The sequence below is a fragment of the Amycolatopsis sp. QT-25 genome, assembly GCF_029369745.1.
Classification (GTDB): Bacteria; Actinomycetota; Actinomycetes; order Mycobacteriales; family Pseudonocardiaceae; genus Amycolatopsis.
This window is the reverse complement of record NZ_CP120210.1, coordinates 5,183,906-5,200,919: the sequence shown is the minus strand read 5'-3', so window position 1 is coordinate 5,200,919 and position 17,014 is coordinate 5,183,906. Positions and strand designations below refer to the sequence as shown.

General features: G+C 65.2%; 13 protein-coding genes and 2 rRNA genes. 12 read left to right on the top strand and 3 right to left on the bottom strand.

Translation table 11 applies throughout. The features are described 5' to 3' along the window. Positions 1-20 precede the first annotated feature (20 nt). From argC to argH, 8 genes are all read left to right on the top strand, one after another. The gene (gene argC, locus P3102_RS23955; protein WP_276361923.1) at positions 21-1,049 is read left to right on the top strand and encodes an N-acetyl-gamma-glutamyl-phosphate reductase; all 1,029 of its coding nucleotides are present in this window, start codon (positions 21-23) and stop codon (positions 1,047-1,049) included. Further along, complete coding sequence (gene argJ, locus P3102_RS23950) at positions 1,046-2,206, top strand: bifunctional glutamate N-acetyltransferase/amino-acid acetyltransferase ArgJ (protein ID WP_276361921.1); 1,161 nt, start codon at positions 1,046-1,048, stop codon at positions 2,204-2,206. The genes argC and argJ overlap by 4 nt, the downstream gene beginning before the upstream one ends. Continuing rightward, positions 2,203-3,123, top strand: a complete 921-nt coding sequence (gene argB / locus P3102_RS23945; RefSeq protein WP_276361919.1) for an acetylglutamate kinase — start codon at positions 2,203-2,205, stop codon at positions 3,121-3,123. The genes argJ and argB overlap by 4 nt, the downstream gene beginning before the upstream one ends. Beyond that, positions 3,120-4,313, top strand: a complete 1,194-nt coding sequence (locus P3102_RS23940; RefSeq protein ID WP_276361918.1) for an acetylornithine transaminase — start codon at positions 3,120-3,122, stop codon at positions 4,311-4,313. The genes argB and P3102_RS23940 overlap by 4 nt, the downstream gene beginning before the upstream one ends. A gap of 16 nt (positions 4,314-4,329) precedes the next feature. Continuing rightward, the gene (argF, locus tag P3102_RS23935; RefSeq protein ID WP_276361916.1) at positions 4,330-5,256 is read left to right on the top strand and encodes an ornithine carbamoyltransferase; all 927 of its coding nucleotides are present in this window, start codon (positions 4,330-4,332) and stop codon (positions 5,254-5,256) included. Positions 5,257-5,329: 73 nt separating this feature from the next. After that, the gene (locus P3102_RS23930; protein WP_276361915.1) at positions 5,330-5,851 is read left to right on the top strand and encodes an arginine repressor; all 522 of its coding nucleotides are present in this window, start codon (positions 5,330-5,332) and stop codon (positions 5,849-5,851) included. After that, on the top strand, positions 5,841-6,194 hold the full coding sequence (locus P3102_RS23925) for an argininosuccinate synthase domain-containing protein (RefSeq protein WP_276361913.1): 354 nt from the start codon (positions 5,841-5,843) through the stop codon (positions 6,192-6,194). The genes P3102_RS23930 and P3102_RS23925 overlap by 11 nt, the downstream gene beginning before the upstream one ends. Before the next feature lie 27 nt (positions 6,195-6,221). Further along, positions 6,222-7,637, top strand: coding sequence for an argininosuccinate lyase (gene argH, locus P3102_RS23920; protein ID WP_276361912.1), 1,416 nt, complete (start codon positions 6,222-6,224; stop codon positions 7,635-7,637). Between the two features lie 72 nt (positions 7,638-7,709). Here the strand turns inward: argH and P3102_RS23915 are convergent, their stop codons facing one another. Genes P3102_RS23915 through P3102_RS23905 form a run of 3 tightly spaced genes read right to left on the bottom strand, consistent with a single transcriptional unit; the run spans position 7,710 to position 9,591 of the window. Further along, entirely contained in the window at positions 7,710-8,348 is a 639-nt protein-coding gene (locus P3102_RS23915) for a TetR family transcriptional regulator (protein ID WP_276361910.1), read from the bottom strand. After that, a complete protein-coding gene (locus tag P3102_RS23910) occupies positions 8,348-9,019 on the bottom strand; it encodes a DUF4166 domain-containing protein (protein WP_276361909.1) in 672 nt (223 codons plus the stop codon). Before P3102_RS23910 ends, P3102_RS23915 begins: the two co-directional genes overlap by 1 nt. Continuing rightward, positions 9,016-9,591 carry an SRPBCC family protein gene (locus P3102_RS23905; RefSeq protein WP_276361907.1) on the bottom strand — a complete coding sequence of 192 codons (576 nt, stop codon included), beginning with the start codon at positions 9,589-9,591 and terminating at the stop codon, positions 9,016-9,018. The genes P3102_RS23910 and P3102_RS23905 overlap by 4 nt, the downstream gene beginning before the upstream one ends. A 113-nt stretch (positions 9,592-9,704) precedes the next feature. On the opposite strand from P3102_RS23905, the gene P3102_RS23900 reads away from it, so the two are divergent. The 4 genes from P3102_RS23900 (at position 9,705) to P3102_RS23885 (ending at position 16,977) form a co-directional block, all read left to right on the top strand. After that, a complete protein-coding gene (locus P3102_RS23900; protein ID WP_276371324.1) occupies positions 9,705-10,340 on the top strand; it encodes a DNA-3-methyladenine glycosylase in 636 nt (211 codons plus the stop codon). A 32-nt stretch (positions 10,341-10,372) separates the two neighbouring features. Next, positions 10,373-11,647: a tyrosine--tRNA ligase gene (gene tyrS, locus P3102_RS23895; RefSeq protein ID WP_276361906.1), complete on the top strand. Its 1,275-nt coding sequence runs from the start codon at positions 10,373-10,375 to the stop codon at positions 11,645-11,647. Positions 11,648-11,990: 343 nt separating this feature from the next. Then, positions 11,991-13,505 (top strand): 16S ribosomal RNA (locus tag P3102_RS23890). A 333-nt stretch (positions 13,506-13,838) separates the two neighbouring features. Further along, positions 13,839-16,977 (top strand): 23S ribosomal RNA (locus P3102_RS23885). The 16S and 23S rRNA genes sit together here, the layout of an rRNA operon. Positions 16,978-17,014: the final 37 nt, after the last annotated feature.

The following is a 17,014-nucleotide window of genomic DNA, read 5'->3' as shown; positions in this document are numbered from 1 at the left end:
AGGAGTGCATAATCATGCGTATGACGGTGAAGATCGCGGTGGCCGGAGCCAGCGGGTACGCGGGCGGCGAACTGCTGCGCCTGCTGCTGAACCATCCCGAAGTCCGGATCGGCGCGCTGACCGCGGCCAGCTCCGCGGGCACGCCGCTGATCCGGCACCAGCCGCACCTCGCGCCGCTGGCGGACCGTGTCCTGCTGGAGACGACCCCGGAGACCCTGGCCGGGCACGACGTCGTCTTCCTCGCCCTGCCGCACGGCCATTCCGGCGCCATCGCCGCGCAGCTGGGCCCGGACGTCCTGGTGGTCGACCTCGGCGCGGACCACCGGCTGTCCGACGCGGCCGACTGGCGGCGCTGGTACGGCGGGGACCACGCCGGGCAATGGCCGTACGGGCTCCCTGAGCTTCCCGGCGCCCGTGAGCGCCTCGCCGGCACCAAACGTGTCGCGGTCCCCGGTTGCTTCCCGACCGGTGGCTCGATCGCCCTCGCCCCGGCCTTCGCGGCGGGCCTGGTCGAGCCGGAGGTCAACGTCGTCGCCGTCACCGGCACCTCCGGCGCGGGCAAGAGCCTCAAGCCGAACCTCCTCGGGTCCGAGGTGATGGGTTCGGCCACCGCGTACGGCGTCGGCGGCGCCCACCGGCACACCCCCGAATTCGCGCAGAACCTTTCGGCGATCTCGAGTGAACGGGTCAGGGTCTCGTTCACCCCCGTGCTGGCCCCGATGTCGCGCGGGATCCTCACCACCGCCAGCGCCTCGCTGAAAACCGATCCGGACGCCGACGGCGCCCGCGAGGTCTACGAAAAGGCGTACGCCACCGAGCCGTTCGTCCAGCTGCTGCCCGCGGGCCAGTGGCCCTCTTCGGCTTCGGTCGTCGGCTCGAACAACGTCCAGCTGCAGGTCACCGTCGACGCCGACACCCGGCGCCTGATCGTGGTCGCGGCCATCGACAACCTGACCAAGGGCACCGCGGGAGGCGCCGTCCAGTCGATGAACATCGCACTGGGTCTCCCGGAAACCACCGGACTACCGACCGTAGGAGTCGCTCCGTGACCGTCACCCAGCCGAAGGGATTCCGTGCCGCGGGCGTCGCCGCCGGGATCAAGGCCGAGGGCAAGCTCGACCTCGCGCTCGTCGTCAACGACGGGCCGCTGCAGGTCGCGGCCGGCGTGTTCACGCGCAACGTGATCAAGGCCGCGCCCGTCCTGTGGTCGCAAGAGGTGCTCAAGCAGCAGCGCCTCAAGGCCGTCGTGCTCAATTCCGGCGGCGCGAACGCCGCCACCGGCCCCGGCGGTTTCCAGGACACCCACCGGACCGCCGAGAAGGTCGCTGGGCTGTGCGAAGCCGGTGCGATCGAGGTCGCGGTCTGTTCGACCGGTCTGATCGGCGAGCGGTTGCCGATGGACGCGCTGCTTGCCGGCGTGGATGCCGCCTTCGGCCGGCTCGGCACCGGCGCCGAAGCCGATCTCGACGCCGCCACCGCGGTCATGACCACCGACAGCAAGCCGAAGCAGGCGGTCGCCGAACACGAAAGCGGCTGGCGTGTCGGCGGATTCGCGAAGGGCGCGGGCATGCTCGCCCCCAACCTCGCGACGATGCTCTCCGTCCTCACCACCGACGCGGTCGTCACCCCCGAAGTCCTGGACAAGGCGCTGCGCGCCGCCACCGGCGTGACCTTCGACAGGCTCGACGTCGACGGCGGGACCTCCACCAACGACACGGTGCTCGTCCTCGCCTCCGGCGCCAGCGGCGTCGAACCGACCGAGGCCGAACTGACCGAACTGCTCACCACGGTCAGCCTCGACCTCGTGCTGCAACTGCGCGCGGATTCCGAGGGCGCGACCAAGCACGTCGACGTCACGGTCGCGGGTGCGGCGAGCGAGGCCGACGCCATCGCCGCCGGCCGCACGATCGCCGAGGACAACCTGGTCAAGACCGCGCTGTTCGGTTCGGACCCGAACTGGGGCCGGATCGCCATGGCACTGGGCCGGGTGCCCGCGAAGATCGATCCGGAGAAGGTCGCGATCGCGATCAACGGCGTCACCCTCTTCGCGAACGGCACTCCCGCGGCGGACCGCTCCGCGGCGGATCTCTCGGGGCGTGACATCCAGATCGTCGTCGATCTCGGGGTCGGCGAAGGCGGGGCGACGATCTACACGACCGACCTCTCGCACGCGTACGTCGAAGAGAACAGCGCGTACTCGTCATGAGTCCGTCCGAATCCACCGTCCCCGCGGACGAGCGGCTCGCGACGGCCGCGGAGAAGGCCGCGATCCTGATCGAAGCCCTGCCCTGGCTACAGCGTTTCCACGGCGCGACCGTCGTGGTCAAGTACGGCGGCAACGCCATGATCGACGAAAGCCTCAAACAGGCCTTCGCCGAGGACATGGTCTTCCTGCGCATGGCCGGGTTGCGCCCCGTGGTGGTGCACGGCGGCGGTCCGCAGATCACCGCGATGCTCAACCGGCTCGGCGTCGAAGGCGAGTTCAAGGGCGGCCTCCGGGTCACCACGCCCGAGACGATGGACATCGTCCGCATGGTGCTGACCGGCCAGGTCAGCCGCGAACTGGTCGGCCTGATCAACGCGCACGGCCCGTACGCGGTCGGGATCTCCGGCGAGGACGCGCGGCTGTTCACCGCGGAGCGCAAACAGGCCACCGTGGACGGTGTGCCGGTCGACATCGGGCTCGTCGGCGAGGTCTCCGAGGTCAACCCGGACGCGGTCCTCGACATCGTCAACGCGGGCCGGATCCCGGTGGTGTCCACCGTGGCCCCGGACGTCGACGGCGTGGTGCACAACATCAACGCCGACACCGCCGCCGGCGCACTGGCGGCCGCGCTGGGCGCGGAGAAGCTCGTCGTGCTCACGGACGTCGAAGGTCTCTACGCCGACTGGCCGGACCGCGGTTCGCTGGTCGACCGCATCCGCGTGGACCGCCTCGAAACCCTGCTCCCCGGCCTCGCCAGCGGCATGATCCCGAAGATGGAGGCCTGTGTGCGCGCCATCCGGGGCGGTGTCCGCCGCGCGCACGTGATCGACGGCCGCATCGCCCATTCGGTACTGCTGGAGGTCTTCACCTCCCGCGGCATCGGTACCATGGTCTTCCCCGAAACGGAGCTTCCGTGACCTCCCTCAAGTCCAATGTAGACGGCCAGGAGCACTGGACGTCGTCCCTGATGGACAACTACGGCACCCCGGCGCTGACCCTGGTCCGCGGTGAGGGCGCGAAGGTCTGGGACGCCGACGGCAAGCCGTATGTCGACCTGCTGGGCGGGATCGCGGTCAACGCGCTCGGGCACGCCCATCCCGCCGTGGTCGCCGCGGTCACCGAACAGGTCGCGAAACTCGGGCACACCTCGAACCTCTACGTGAACCCGGTTGCCGTCGAATTGGCCGAGACCCTCCTGGACGTCGCGGGCCTGTCCGGCAACGCGAAGGTCCTGTTCGTCAACTCCGGCGCGGAGGCCAACGAAGCCGCGCTGAAGATCAGCAGGCTCACCGGGCGGACCAAGGTCGTCGCCGGTGAGGGCGCCTTCCACGGTCGCACCATGGGCGCCTTGTCGCTGACCGGCCAGCCGTCGAAACGGGACGCGTTCGCGCCGCTGGTCCCTGGCGTGACTCACGTTCCTTATGGTGACGTCGGCGCGCTTCGCGCCGCGGTGGACACCGAAACCGCGGCGGTGTTCCTCGAGCCGATCCTCGGGGAAGCGGGTGTCGTCCCGGCGCCGGACGGCTACCTCCAGGCCGCGCGGGAGATCACCAAGGCGACCGGGACCCTGCTGGTCCTCGACGAGGTGCAGACCGGCATCGGCCGCACCGGCGCGTGGTTCGCCTTCCAGCACACCGGCATCGTCCCGGACGTCATCACACTGGCGAAGGGGCTCGGCGGCGGTCTGCCGATCGGCGCGGTCATCGGCGTCGGAGAGGCGGGGGAGCTGATGAAGCCGGGCCAGCACGGGACCACCTTCGGCGGCAACCCGATCTGCTGTGCCGCCGGGCTCGCCGTGCTCAAGACCATCGCCGAGGAGAACCTGAACGACCACGTTTCCGCCCTGGGCAAGGACATCGCCTCCCGTGTCGAGGAACTCGGCCATCCGCTGGTGGCCGGGGTCCGCGGGGCCGGATTGCTGCTCGGCATCGCGTTGCGCGAGCCGGTCTCGGCCACGGTCGCCAAGGCCGCGCAGGAAGCGGGGTACCTGGTCAACCCGATCGCCCCGGACACCATCCGGCTGGCACCTCCGCTGATCCTGAGCGCCGACGAGGCCGCGGGATTCCTCGAAGCCCTTCCCGGGGCACTCGATTCCACCACCACCTAGGACAGAGACCAAACGCATGCTCCGCAACTTCCTTCGTGACGACGATCTCAGCCCCGCCGAACAGGCCGAGATCCTGGACCTCGCCGACCAGCTGAAAGCAGAGCCGCTGGGCTCCCGCGCGCTGGCGGGCAAATCCGTCGCGGCGATCTTCGAGAAGAACTCCACCCGGACCAGGTTCTCCTTCGAGGTGGGCATCGCCCAGCTCGGCGGGAACCCGGTCATCGTCGACGGACGCTCCATGCAGCTCGGCCGCGAAGAGACCATCGAGGACACGTCGCGGGTGCTTTCGCGGTACCTGGACGCGATCGTCTGGCGGACCTTCGCCCAGAAGCGCATCGACGCGATGGCGTCGGCGTCGAGCATCCCGGTGATCAACGCGCTCACCGACGAGTTCCACCCGTGCCAGGTGCTCACCGATCTGATGACCATCCGCGAACGCAAGGGCAAGCTCGCGGGGCTCACCCTGGTCTACCTCGGGGACGGCGCCAACAACATGGCGCATTCGCTGCTGCTGGGCGGGACGACGGCGGGGATGCACGTCCGCGTCGTTTCGCCGGAAGGCTTCCAGCCCGATCAGCAGGTCATGCTCGACGCCAAGCACCGATCGAGTGAAACCGGCGGCAGCACCACGGTCTTCACCGATCCGCACGCCGCCGTCGAAGGCGCGGACGTCGTCGTCACCGACACGTGGACCTCGATGGGCCAGGAGAACGACGGCCTCGACCGCGTCGGCCCGTTTCGCGAGCTGCAGGTCAACGCCGCGCTGATGCGCCGCGCCGCGGACGAGGCGATCGTGCTGCACTGCCTGCCCGCGCACCGAGGCTGGGAGATCACCGACGAGGTCATCGACGGACCGGCGAGCGCGGTCTGGGACGAGGCCGAGAACCGGCTGCACGCGCAGAAGGCGCTGCTGGTGTGGCTCATGGACAAGCAGGCATCGTGAGCCACACCGGCGAAGCCTCGCTCACGGATGCCGACCGGGTGTGGGTGTCCCGCACTGGCCCAGGGAAGCGACGATGACCGGCAGCAGGGTCACCCGGCAGGCACGGATCACCGAACTCGTGTCCACGATGGCCATCCGCAGCCAGACCGAGCTGGCGAAGCTGCTGGCGGCGGAAGGGATCGACGTCACCCAGGCGACGTTGTCACGGGACCTCGACGAACTGGGCGCGGTGAAGCTCCGGGGTGCGGACTCCGGCGCGCCGGTGTACGTCATCCCGGAGGACGGCAGTCCGGTGCGCGGGGTGCAGGGCGGCACGTCCCGGCTTTCCCGGTTGCTCGCCGAACTGCTCGTTTCGGCGGACTCGTCCGGGAACCTGACGGTGCTGCGCACCCCGCCGGGCGCGGCGCAGTTCCTGGCCAGCGCCATCGACCGGGCGGCGCTGGAGGAGGTCGTCGGTTCGATCGCCGGCGACGACACGGTCGCGGTGATCGCGCGGGAACCGTTGTCCGGCAAAGACCTGGCCGAGCGTTTCCTGGCGCTGGCCCGACGGTCGTCCACAGTGGACGGCGGTGAGGAGACCGAAGGTGACGCCTGACGGGTTCGCCTTCCCGGATGATCCGGAGAAGCTGGTCATCACCTTCGACGAAGGTGTGCCGGTGGCCATCGACGGGGAGACCGTGACGCTGCTGGAGGCCTTCCAGCAGCTGAACCGACGTGTCGGCGCCTTCGGGCTCAGAGGACGCGAAATCTACGAGGGGCCCGGCGCGCTCGCGCTGGTCACCGCGCACGAGGAACTGCACAAGGTCGGTTCCGAGCGGGTGTCCGGCGAGGTCCGCCTGGTCCTGCACCGCGGGACCGCGGTCGTGAACTCGGCGCGCGACGAGCGCACGCTGTACGACTTCACCACAGGCGCTACCTTCGACCGGTCAGTCGCCTGAAAGACAACAAAGGATTCGAGGAGTTTCGTGAGCGGGAACGAGCAGCCGGTGCAGCTGTGGGGCGGCCGGTTCGCCGGCGGGCCGGCGGAGGCGATGGCGGCGCTGAGCGCGTCGACCCATTTCGACTGGCGGCTGGCGCCGTACGACATCGCCGGCTCGCGGGCCCACGCGCGAGTGCTGCGGAAGGCGGGGCTGCTCACCGATGACGAGCTGACCGGCATGCTCGCCGCCCTGGACGCCCTCGCGCGGGACGTCGAGTCGGGCGCGTTCACGCCGACCGTCGCCGACGAGGACGTCCACACCGCGCTCGAACGCGGCCTGCTGGAGCGGGCGGGCACCGAACTCGGTGGCAAGCTGCGGGCGGGACGTTCGCGCAACGACCAGGTCGCGACGCTGTTCCGGATGTGGCTGCGCGACGCCGCCCGCCGGGTGGTCACAGGCACTCTCGGGGTCGTCGACGCGCTCGTTTCCCAGGCGAAGAGGCACCCGGACGCGATCCTTCCCGGCCGCACCCATCTGCAGCACGCCCAGCCTGTCCTGCTGGCGCACCACCTGCTCGCGCACGGCCAGTCGCTGCTGCGCGACGTCACCCGCTTGCGGGACTGGGACGCTCGCACCGCCGAGTCACCCTACGGTTCCGGCGCGCTCGCGGGCTCCTCGCTGGGCCTCGACCCCGAGGCCGTCGCCGCGGAACTGGGCTTCGACACCAGCGTCGAAAACTCGATCGACGGTACCGCCTCGCGGGACTTCGTCGCCGAGTTCGCCTTCGACGTCGCGATGCTCGCGGTCAACCTGTCCAGGATCGCCGAAGAGGTGATCATCTGGAACACCGCCGAATTCGGCTACGTCACCCTGGACGACGCCTGGGCGACCGGCAGTTCGATCATGCCGCAGAAGAAGAACCCGGACGTCGCCGAGCTGACCCGCGGCAAGGCCGGGCGCCTCATCGGCAACCTGACCGGTCTGCTCGCGACGCTCAAGGCGCAGCCACTCGCGTACAACCGTGACCTGCAGGAGGACAAGGAACCGGTCTTCGACTCCGTCGAGCAGCTGGAACTGCTGTTCCCGGCGATCGCGGGCATGCTCGAAACGCTGACCTTCCACACCGACCGGCTCGCCGAACTGGCGCCCGCCGGCTTCACCCTCGCCACGGACATCGCCGAATGGCTGGTGCGCCAGGGTGTTCCGTTCCGTGTCGCGCACGAAGCGGCGGGGGAAAGCGTCCGCGTCGCCGAAGCCCGCGGTGTCGGCCTGGACGAACTGACCGACGAAGAGTTCGAGAAGATCGACCCGGCGCTGACGTCCGCCGTACGCGAGGTGCTGACCGTCGAGGGCTCGGTGAATTCACGCGACGCTCGTGGCGGTACCGCTCCGGAACGCGTCGCCGAGCAGCGGGACCGGCTGGTCGCACGGGTCGCCGAACACCGCGCCTGGCTGAGCTGAGAAGTGCGTGAAGGCCTCTTTCCTTGTGCCTGACGCGGCGCCTGACGCAAGGAAGGAGGCCTTCACGTTCTTTCAAGATCGCTTCGCGGTCTTCCGGAGCTTCGCGCGCACCGCACGGGTCGCGACCGGGCCGAGTCCCTCGAGGACGTCGACCAGGACAGCCAGTTGTCCCAGCGCCGCCAGTGCCTGCTCGGCACCTGCCGGATCGACCGTCTCGAACAAGGTCAGGCCGAGGAAACCGGCGGAGATCGCGTGGGCGAGCCCGTCGGTCTCCGTAAGGTCGAGCACCGGCGAACCGGTCAGGACGCGATCGAGCGCGCCTTGGACTTCGCGAACCCATTTGTCGAGCGCCTGCCGGGTCGCCTCGGCCAGCCGCCCGCCCGCCTGGGCACCGGCGAGCGTCTGGGCGAGGACCGCCATGTTCCCCTCGGCCCGTTCCTCCGCGTGGATGGTCCGGCCCAGTTCCAGAAGTTCGCCCAGCGTGCTCACTTCGGCGAACCGGTCACGATAGTGGGAGACACGGCTTTCGGTCGCCGTCACACAGGCCTGCGCGAGCAACTCCTCGACACTGCCGAAGTGGTAGAAGATCAAGGCTTGATTGGTGCCCGCCGCCGCGGCGACGGTCCTGGCCGAAACCGCGGTGACGCCGCCGGTGCGGATCGTCTCCAGCGCGCCGTCGATCAACCGCTGTTTCGTGCTGGGCCCGTTCATCAGTCCAGGACCTTCTCACGCAACGGCTTCACCGCTCCGCTCACCCCCGCCCGCAGGTCGACGAACCGCGCCTCGAACGCTCCCCGGTAGCCGAACAGCGGGCCGAATCGCCGGTTCGTCACCTGGACCTCGATCCGGAACAGGCCGCTCTCCTCGTCGAACCACTCGTCGACCTCGGCCACCCCGACGACGGAACGCGGCACCACGCACCGAAGCGGGCCTTCGCAGAGCCGGAACTCCTCCGAACGGAGGTGGAAGCCGCCGTCGGGCCGCACCGTCGACTCGAGATCGACGGCGATGTGCTGATGTGTTCCCAAGTAGTCGACGACCGTCCCGCGCTCGGCACTGTAGATCATCTGCGCGTCGAACCGCCGCCGTCTCCCTGGCAGATCGAAGGTGCGGACGAACGAGACCGTCTCCCTGCCGAGGGAATCGACGTACGGGTAGTTCTCGATGGTGAAAGGGACGTCGTGGCCCCGTTCGGGGAACAGGATGTGCCTCGACGCGCCGAGCCGCAGGAACGGTGTGGTGAACGCGGCTCCGCGCCAGATCTCGTCCATCACGCCGACGCCGATCATCCCGACGCCGTTCGCCGTGCTGAGCGACAGTCGTTCGCGCATGCGGGGATGCAGTGACGCGAACTGTTCGCCCAGGGCCTTTCGGAAGATCATGCCTGCTCCAGGGTGTCGAGAACGCGAGGTGCGACGCCGTCTTTGCCCGGCCGCGGGCTCCGGCGACAGCGGCTCGCCGCGGGGGAGAACAGGGGGAGTTCCTCCGGTGGGGTGCCGGTTTCGAGCCACAGCCGGAGCCGGTCGAACGACCAGGCCGTCATCCAGCCGAAAAGCGGCCGGAACAGCAGATCGGCGAACCTGCCGAAGACACCCCACCGGGTGGTGTAGTCGAAGCCGGTGACGAAGCGGACGCCGTCGTCGGCAGAGGTGTAGCGCCAGTACCCCGAACCGGACCTGATGAGAGACAGCGGGTCCGCGGAGGCGAACCGCAACGCCGACGTCCTGCCGCCGTCGGGCCGTTCACTCTCCCCGGCGTGTGTCCCGGTCCCGGTGATGACGAGCCCCAGGAACCTCGTCGCGTAGCGGAACCGTCCCGGTGAACCCGCGATCGGCTCGATCCGCGCGAAGCGAAGATCCCACCGTTCATGCAGATCCGGCTCCTGCGTGTACCGCCACAGCGTGTCGAGTTCCGTGCGGATCACCGTTTCGACGTACAGCGCTCTCCGGCTCATCGAGCCTCCCCTCCAGTTTGAGCGACCGCTCAAGAGCACTGTAGACCAGGTTTGAGCGATCGCTCAATACTGAATCCGTCGGAGCCTGCGGTTAAGGTCGGGGCGTGCGGAACTTGGCGACCGGGAGACAGTTCACCCGGCGAGAACTGGCGCTGGATCCGGTGGAGTTGTCGACACTCCTGCTCGGGGCGGTGATCGAGTCGACCGGTCCCGACGGCACGGTGGCCGTCCGGCTGGTGGAGGTCGAGGCCTACCGCGGGCTCGACGATCCCGCGTCGCACTGCTATCGCGGCAAGACACCCCGCAACGAAGTCATGTGGGGGCCGGCGGGGCATCTGTACGTGTATTTCGTCTACGGGATGCACTTCTGCGCGAACGTCGTCGGCACCGAAGACGGGCAGCCGGGCGCAGTGCTGCTCCGGGCCGGGGAGGTGGTGTCCGGCGCGGACATCGCCCGTGCGCGCCGGCCCTCCGCTCGGGGCAACGGCGAACTCGCCAAAGGCCCGGCCATCCTCACCTCGATTCTCGGCATCGCCCGGGCGGAGAACGGTGTCGACCTGACCGACTCCGCGTCACCGGTCCGGCTGTTCACCGGCGACCGTGTCCCCGAAGCGGACATCCGCACCGGGCCGCGCGTCGGTGTCGCCATGGCGATGGACACGCCCTGGCGGTTCTGGCTGGACGGCTCTCCCGCGGTCTCCGCCTATCGCCGGGGAGGCAAGCGACGAGCGGCGGCCCCCGGCCGATAGTCGGTTGACCTGGTGCGGGAGGATCTACAGGCGTGAGCGAGCACATCCTTGACGAGCTGACCTGGCGCGGCCTGATCGCGCAATCCACCGACACCGACGCACTGCGGCGAGACCTCGACCAAGGACCCCTCACGCTCTATTGCGGATTCGACCCGACCGCGCCGAGCCTGCACGCCGGCAACCTGGTCCCGCTGCTGATGCTCTCCCGCTTCCAGCGCGCCGGGCACCGGCCGATCGTGCTGGCCGGCGTCGCCACCGGGATGATCGGTGACCCGCGCGACACCGGTGAGCGCACCCTGAACACGGTGGACACCGTCTCCGAGTGGGCCGACCGGATCCGCGGTCAGCTGGAGCGGTTCGTCGACTTCGACGATTCGCCGACCGGCGCGGTCATCGAGAACAACCTGAACTGGACCGCGAAGCAGAGCGTGGTCGAGTTCCTGCGCGACGTCGGCAAGCACTTCCCGGTCAACATGATGCTGAACCGGGAGACGGTGAAGCGCCGCCTCGAAACCGACGGCATCTCCTACACCGAGTTCAGCTACCTGCTGCTGCAGTCGCAGGACTACCTGCACCTGTACCGCGAGTACGGCTGCAAGCTGCAGATCGGCGGCTCCGACCAGTGGGGCAACCTCGTCGGCGGTGTCGACCTGATCCGCCGGACCGACGGCGGGCACACCCACGCGCTGACCGCGCCACTGGTCACCGACTCCGAGGGACGCAAGTTCGGGAAGTCGACCGGTGGCGGCAGCGTCTGGCTCGACCCGGAGATGACCTCGCCGTACGCGTGGTTCCAGTACTTCCTGAACGTCGCCGACGCCGACGTCATCCGCTACCTGAAGATGTTCTCCTTCCTCGGGCAGGAGGAGATCGCGGCGCTGGCCGAAGACACCGAACAGCGCCCCCACCTGCGGTCCGCACAGCGAAAGCTCGCGGAGGACTTCACGACGCTGGTGCACGGCGAGGCCGCCACCCGGCAGGTCATCGCCGCGAGTCAGGCGTTGTTCGGCAGGGGAGAGCTGCGTGAACTCGACTCGCCGACCCTCGACGCCGCCATGGCCGAGGTGCCCAACGGCGAGATCGACCCGAACGGCGAGTCGACGATCGTCGACCTGCTGATCTCCGCCGGGCTCGTCGACAGCAAGGGCGCCGCGCGCCGCACCGTCAAGGAAGGCGGTGCGTACGTCAACAACATGAAGATCGCCGACGAAGAGTGGAAGCCGTCCGCTGGCGACGCTCTGCACGGCCGCTGGCTCGTGGTCCGCAAGGGCAAGCGCAACGTCGCCGGCGTGCGCGTCGGCGGCTGATCGCCGCCCCGGCCCGAGACAGGCGGCTTGACCTGCGGAAACGCAGTTAAGGTACCCCCCTGTTTCGGGCCCCTGTGGGCCATGTAAAGTTCTCCAAGTCGCCAGGGAAACCGGGTGGCCGACCGGGACACGAACCAAGCTCTCGCTCATCGCGATTGAGTGGGTGTCCTACCAAAAACTGCTAGGAATGACTGCTTCGGATGAGGCCGCGTGCGGTGCGATTCGGGGTGTGTTGCTTGAGAACTCAACAGTGTGCTAGTGAACTAAGCCAGTAGAGCTTATGTATTTGAACCTCGTTTGAGGTTCCTTTGAGAGCAAGTATTTGCCTCGATCAAATTTGACATTGTTGGAGAGTTTGATCCTGGCTCAGGACGAACGCTGGCGGCGTGCTTAACACATGCAAGTCGAACGATGAAGCCTTCGGGTGGATTAGTGGCGAACGGGTGAGTAACACGTGGGCAATCTGCCCTGTACTTTGGGATAAGCCTGGGAAACTGGGTCTAATACCGGATATCACTATTCCTCGCATGGGGGGTGGTTGAAAGTTCTGGCGGTACAGGATGAGCCCGCGGCCTATCAGCTTGTTGGTGGGGTAATGGCCTACCAAGGCGACGACGGGTAGCCGGCCTGAGAGGGTGACCGGCCACACTGGGACTGAGACACGGCCCAGACTCCTACGGGAGGCAGCAGTGGGGAATATTGCACAATGGGCGCAAGCCTGATGCAGCGACGCCGCGTGAGGGATGACGGCCTTCGGGTTGTAAACCTCTTTCGCCAGGGACGAAGCGCAAGTGACGGTACCTGGATAAGAAGCACCGGCTAACTACGTGCCAGCAGCCGCGGTAATACGTAGGGTGCGAGCGTTGTCCGGAATTATTGGGCGTAAAGAGCTCGTAGGCGGTTTGTCGCGTCGTTCGTGAAAACTCCACGCTTAACGTGGAGCGTGCGGGCGATACGGGCAGACTTGAGTTCGGTAGGGGAGACTGGAATTCCTGGTGTAGCGGTGAAATGCGCAGATATCAGGAGGAACACCGGTGGCGAAGGCGGGTCTCTGGGCCGATACTGACGCTGAGGAGCGAAAGCGTGGGGAGCGAACAGGATTAGATACCCTGGTAGTCCACGCTGTAAACGTTGGGCGCTAGGTGTGGGCGACATCCACGTTGTCCGTGCCGTAGCTAACGCATTAAGCGCCCCGCCTGGGGAGTACGGCCGCAAGGCTAAAACTCAAAGGAATTGACGGGGGCCCGCACAAGCGGCGGAGCATGTGGATTAATTCGATGCAACGCGAAGAACCTTACCTGGGCTTGACATGTGCCAGACATCCCTAGAGATAGGGCTTCCCTTGTGGTTGGTGTACAGGTGGTGCATGGCTGTCGTCAGCTCGTGTCGTGAGATGTTGGGTTAAGTCCCGCAACGAGCGCAACCCTTATCCTACGTTGCCAGCGCGTCATGGCGGGGACTCGTGGGAGACTGCCGGGGTCAACTCGGAGGAAGGTGGGGATGACGTCAAGTCATCATGCCCCTTATGTCCAGGGCTTCACACATGCTACAATGGCTGGTACAGAGGGCTGCGATACCGCGAGGTGGAGCGAATCCCTTAAAGCCGGTCTCAGTTCGGATCGCAGTCTGCAACTCGACTGCGTGAAGTCGGAGTCGCTAGTAATCGCAGATCAGCAACGCTGCGGTGAATACGTTCCCGGGCCTTGTACACACCGCCCGTCACGTCATGAAAGTCGGTAACACCCGAAGCCCATGGCCCAACCCGCAAGGGGGGGAGTGGTCGAAGGTGGGACTGGCGATTGGGACGAAGTCGTAACAAGGTAGCCGTACCGGAAGGTGCGGCTGGATCACCTCCTTTCTAAGGAGCAACACATCCATCGTTCCCGGGATACCCGGAACCAGAACGATGGAGTGGCCAGGGTTTCAGCACCGACCGTGTGTTGGCACTGGTTGCTCAAGGAATTGTGGAACTACTGGTTATGGTGTCGCCGGCTTTTGCTGGGACGCTCAAGTACTGGACGAGTCGTGAGACGAGTTCGTGGAACGGGTGTTTCCGGGAAGTCGGGGAGATTGTTCGCTGGCATGCTGTTGGGTCCTGAGGCAACACGCCGAGGGGTTCACACGAGCTCCGGGAGTGGTTTGTTTCTGGTGTGGTGTTTGAGAACTGTAGAGTGGATGCGAGCATCTTTGTGGTCAAGTTGTTAAGGGCACATGGTGGATGTCTTGGCTTCAGGAGCCGATGAAGGACGTGGGAGGCTGCGATATGCCTCGGGGAGCTGTCAACCGAGCTGTGATCCGAGGATTTCCGAATGGGGAAACCCAGCACCAGTTATGTGGTGTTACCCGCATCTGAATATATAGGGTGTGTGGAGGGAACGCGGGGAAGTGAAACATCTCAGTACCCGTAGGAAGAGAAAACAACCGTGATTCCGTGAGTAGTGGCGAGCGAAAGCGGAAGAGGCTAAACCATGCACATGTCAAGCTGTCAGGCGTTGTGTGTGTGGTGTTGTGGGACCCGCCTTGAGAATTCTGACAGGTTCTCGGGTTTACGCGTGTGTTAGTGGAACGCCTTGGGATGGGCGACCGGAGTGGGTGAGAGTCCCGTACGCGAAAACACATGTTTGTGAATCTTGGTGGTGTTCCCGAGTAGCAGCGAGCTCGTGGAATTTGCTGTGAATCTGCCGGGACCACCCGGTAAGCCTAAATACTTCCTGAAGACCGATAGCGGACTAGTACCGTGAGGGAAAGATGAAAAGTACCCCGGGAGGGGAGTGAAAGAGTACCTGAAACCGTGTGCCTACAAGCCGTCAGAGCCCGAGTACATCCTTGTGGTGTTGAGGTGATGGCGTGCCTTTTGAAGAATGAGCCTGCGAGTTAGTGCTGCGTGGCGAGGTTAACCCGTGTGGGGTAGCCGTAGCGAAAGCGAGTCTGAATAGGGCGAATGAGTCGCGTGGTCTAGACCCGAAGCGGAGTGATCTACCCATGGCCAGGCTGAAGCGTCGGTAAGACGACGTGGAGGGCCGAACCCACTTAGGTTGAAAACTGAGGGGATGAGCTGTGGGTAGGGGTGAAAGGCCAATCAAACTCCGTGATAGCTGGTTCTCCCCGAAATGCATTTAGGTGCAGCGTCACATGTTTCACCACGGGGGTAGAGCTACTGGATGGTCTAGGGGCCTTACCGGGTTACCGAAATCAACCAAACTCCGAATACCGTGGTGTGAGAGTGTGGCAGTGAGACGGCGGGGGATAAGCTTCGTCGTCGAGAGGGAAACAGCCCAGAACACCAGCTAAGGCCCCCAAGTGTGTGCTCAGTGGGAAAGGATGTGGGATTGCCCAGACAACCAGGAGGTTGGCTTAGAAGCAGCCACCCTTGAAAGAGTGCGTAATAGCTCACTGGTCAAGTGGTCCTGCGCCGACAATGTAGCGGGGCTTAAGCACACCGCCGAAGCTGTGTCATTCGCACATATACATCCATCACCTCCTTGAGAGTGTGATGCAGTGGTGTGGATGGGTAGGGGAGCGTCCTGCATCCGGGGAAGCGGCGGCGGAAGCCAGTCGTGGAGGGTGTGGGAGTGAGAATGCAGGCATGAGTAGCGAATGCAGAGTGAGAAACTCTGCCGCCGGATGACCAAGGGTTCCTGGGCCAGGCTAATCCGCCCAGGGTAAGTCGGGACCTAAGGCGAGGCCGACAGGCGTAGTCGATGGATAACGGGTTGATATTCCCGTACCCGAGCACGTGCGCCCAGGATGAGGCGGTTGATACTAACCACCCAAAGCCAGTGATTGAAGTCTTCGGATGGAGGTTGCTGTGTGGAGCGTGGGATCTGATTCCGTAGTAGTCGAGTGATGGGGTGACGCAGGAAGGTAGCTCCGCCAGTGAGTGGTAGTACTGGTGTAAGCGTGTAGGCCGGAGTGTAGGTAAATCCGCACTCTATATAGGCTGAGACGTGATGCGTAGCCGATTGAGGTGAAGTAGAGTGATCCTATGCTGCCGAGAAAAGCCTCTAGCGAGTGCGTGCACGGCCCGTACCCCAAACCAACACAGGTGGTCAGGTAGAGAATACTAAGGCGATCGGGTGAACTGTGGTTAAGGAACTCGGCAAAATGCCCCCGTAACTTCGGGAGAAGGGGGGCCAGGGTTCTTGAAGCTTCTTGCAAGCTAGGGAATCGTGGCCGCAGAGACCAGCGGAAAGCGACTGTTTACTAAAAACACAGGTCCATGCGAAGTCGCAAGACGATGTATATGGACTGACGCCTGCCCGGTGCTGGAACGTTAAGAGGACCGGTTAACCCTTTCGGGGGTGAAGCTGAGAATTTAAGCGCCAGTAAACGGCGGTGGTAACTATAACCATCCTAAGGTAGCGAAATTCCTTGTCGGGTAAGTTCCGACCTGCACGAATGGCGTAACGACTTTCCGGCTGTCTCAACCACAGGCCCGGCGAAATTGCACTACGAGTAAAGATGCTCGTTACGCGCGGCAGGACGGAAAGACCCCGGGACCTTTACTATAGTTTGGTATTGGTTTTCGGTTCGGCTTGTGTAGGATAGGTGGGAGACTGTGAAGCTGGCACGCTAGTGTTGGTGGAGTCGTTGTTGAAATACCACTCTGGTCGGATTGGGAATCTGAACCTCGGACCATGATCTGGTTCAGGGACAGTGCCTGATGGGTAGTTTAACTGGGGCGGTTGCCTCCTAAAGAGTAACGGAGGCGCCCAAAGGTTCCCTCAGCCTGGTTGGCAATCAGGTGTCGAGTGCAAGTGCACAAGGGAGCTTGACTGTGAGACAGACATGTCGAGCAGGGACGAAAGTCGGGACTAGTGATCCGGCACCACCTGGTGGAAGGGGTGTCGCTCAACGGATAAAAGGTACCCCGGGGATAACAGGCTGATCTTGCCCAAGAGTCCATATCGACGGCATGGTTTGGCACCTCGATGTCGGCTCGTCGCATCCTGGGGCCGGAGTAGGTCCCAAGGGTTGGGCTGTTCGCCCATTAAAGCGGCACGCGAGCTGGGTTTAGAACGTCGTGAGACAGTTCGGTCCCTATCCGCCGCGCGCGTAGGATACTTGAGGAAGGCTGTCCCTAGTACGAGAGGACCGGGACGGACGAACCTCTGGTATGCCAGTTGTCACGCCAGTGGCATGGCTGGTTGGCCACGTTCGGAAGGGATAACCGCTGAAGGCATCTAAGCGGGAAGCCTGTTCCAAGATGAGGTATCCCACCCCTTGTGGGTTAAGGCCCCCAACAGACCATTGGGTTGATAGGCCAGAAATGGAAGCACAGTAATGTGTTGTCGAGTTGACTGGTACTAATAGGCCGAGGACTTGCCCACGAAGATGTTACGCATCCACTCTACAGCTCTGAAACAC

What these genes read in the sequence shown, in the direction of transcription:
- P3102_RS23910 (WP_276361909.1), bottom strand. Translation starts at nt 9,019, where the DNA reads ATGATCTTCCGAAAGGCCCTGGGCGAACAGTTCGCGTCACTGCATCCC.
- P3102_RS23930 (WP_276361915.1), top strand. Translation starts at nt 5,330, where the DNA reads ATGACCGGCAGCAGGGTCACCCGGCAGGCACGGATCACCGAACTCGTG.
- P3102_RS23915 (WP_276361910.1), bottom strand. Translation starts at nt 8,348, where the DNA reads ATGAACGGGCCCAGCACGAAACAGCGGTTGATCGACGGCGCGCTGGAG.
- argB (WP_276361919.1), top strand. Translation starts at nt 2,203, where the DNA reads ATGAGTCCGTCCGAATCCACCGTCCCCGCGGACGAGCGGCTCGCGACG.
- argC (WP_276361923.1), top strand. Translation starts at nt 21, where the DNA reads ATGACGGTGAAGATCGCGGTGGCCGGAGCCAGCGGGTACGCGGGCGGC.
- P3102_RS23905 (WP_276361907.1), bottom strand. Translation starts at nt 9,591, where the DNA reads ATGAGCCGGAGAGCGCTGTACGTCGAAACGGTGATCCGCACGGAACTC.
- argF (WP_276361916.1), top strand. Translation starts at nt 4,330, where the DNA reads ATGCTCCGCAACTTCCTTCGTGACGACGATCTCAGCCCCGCCGAACAG.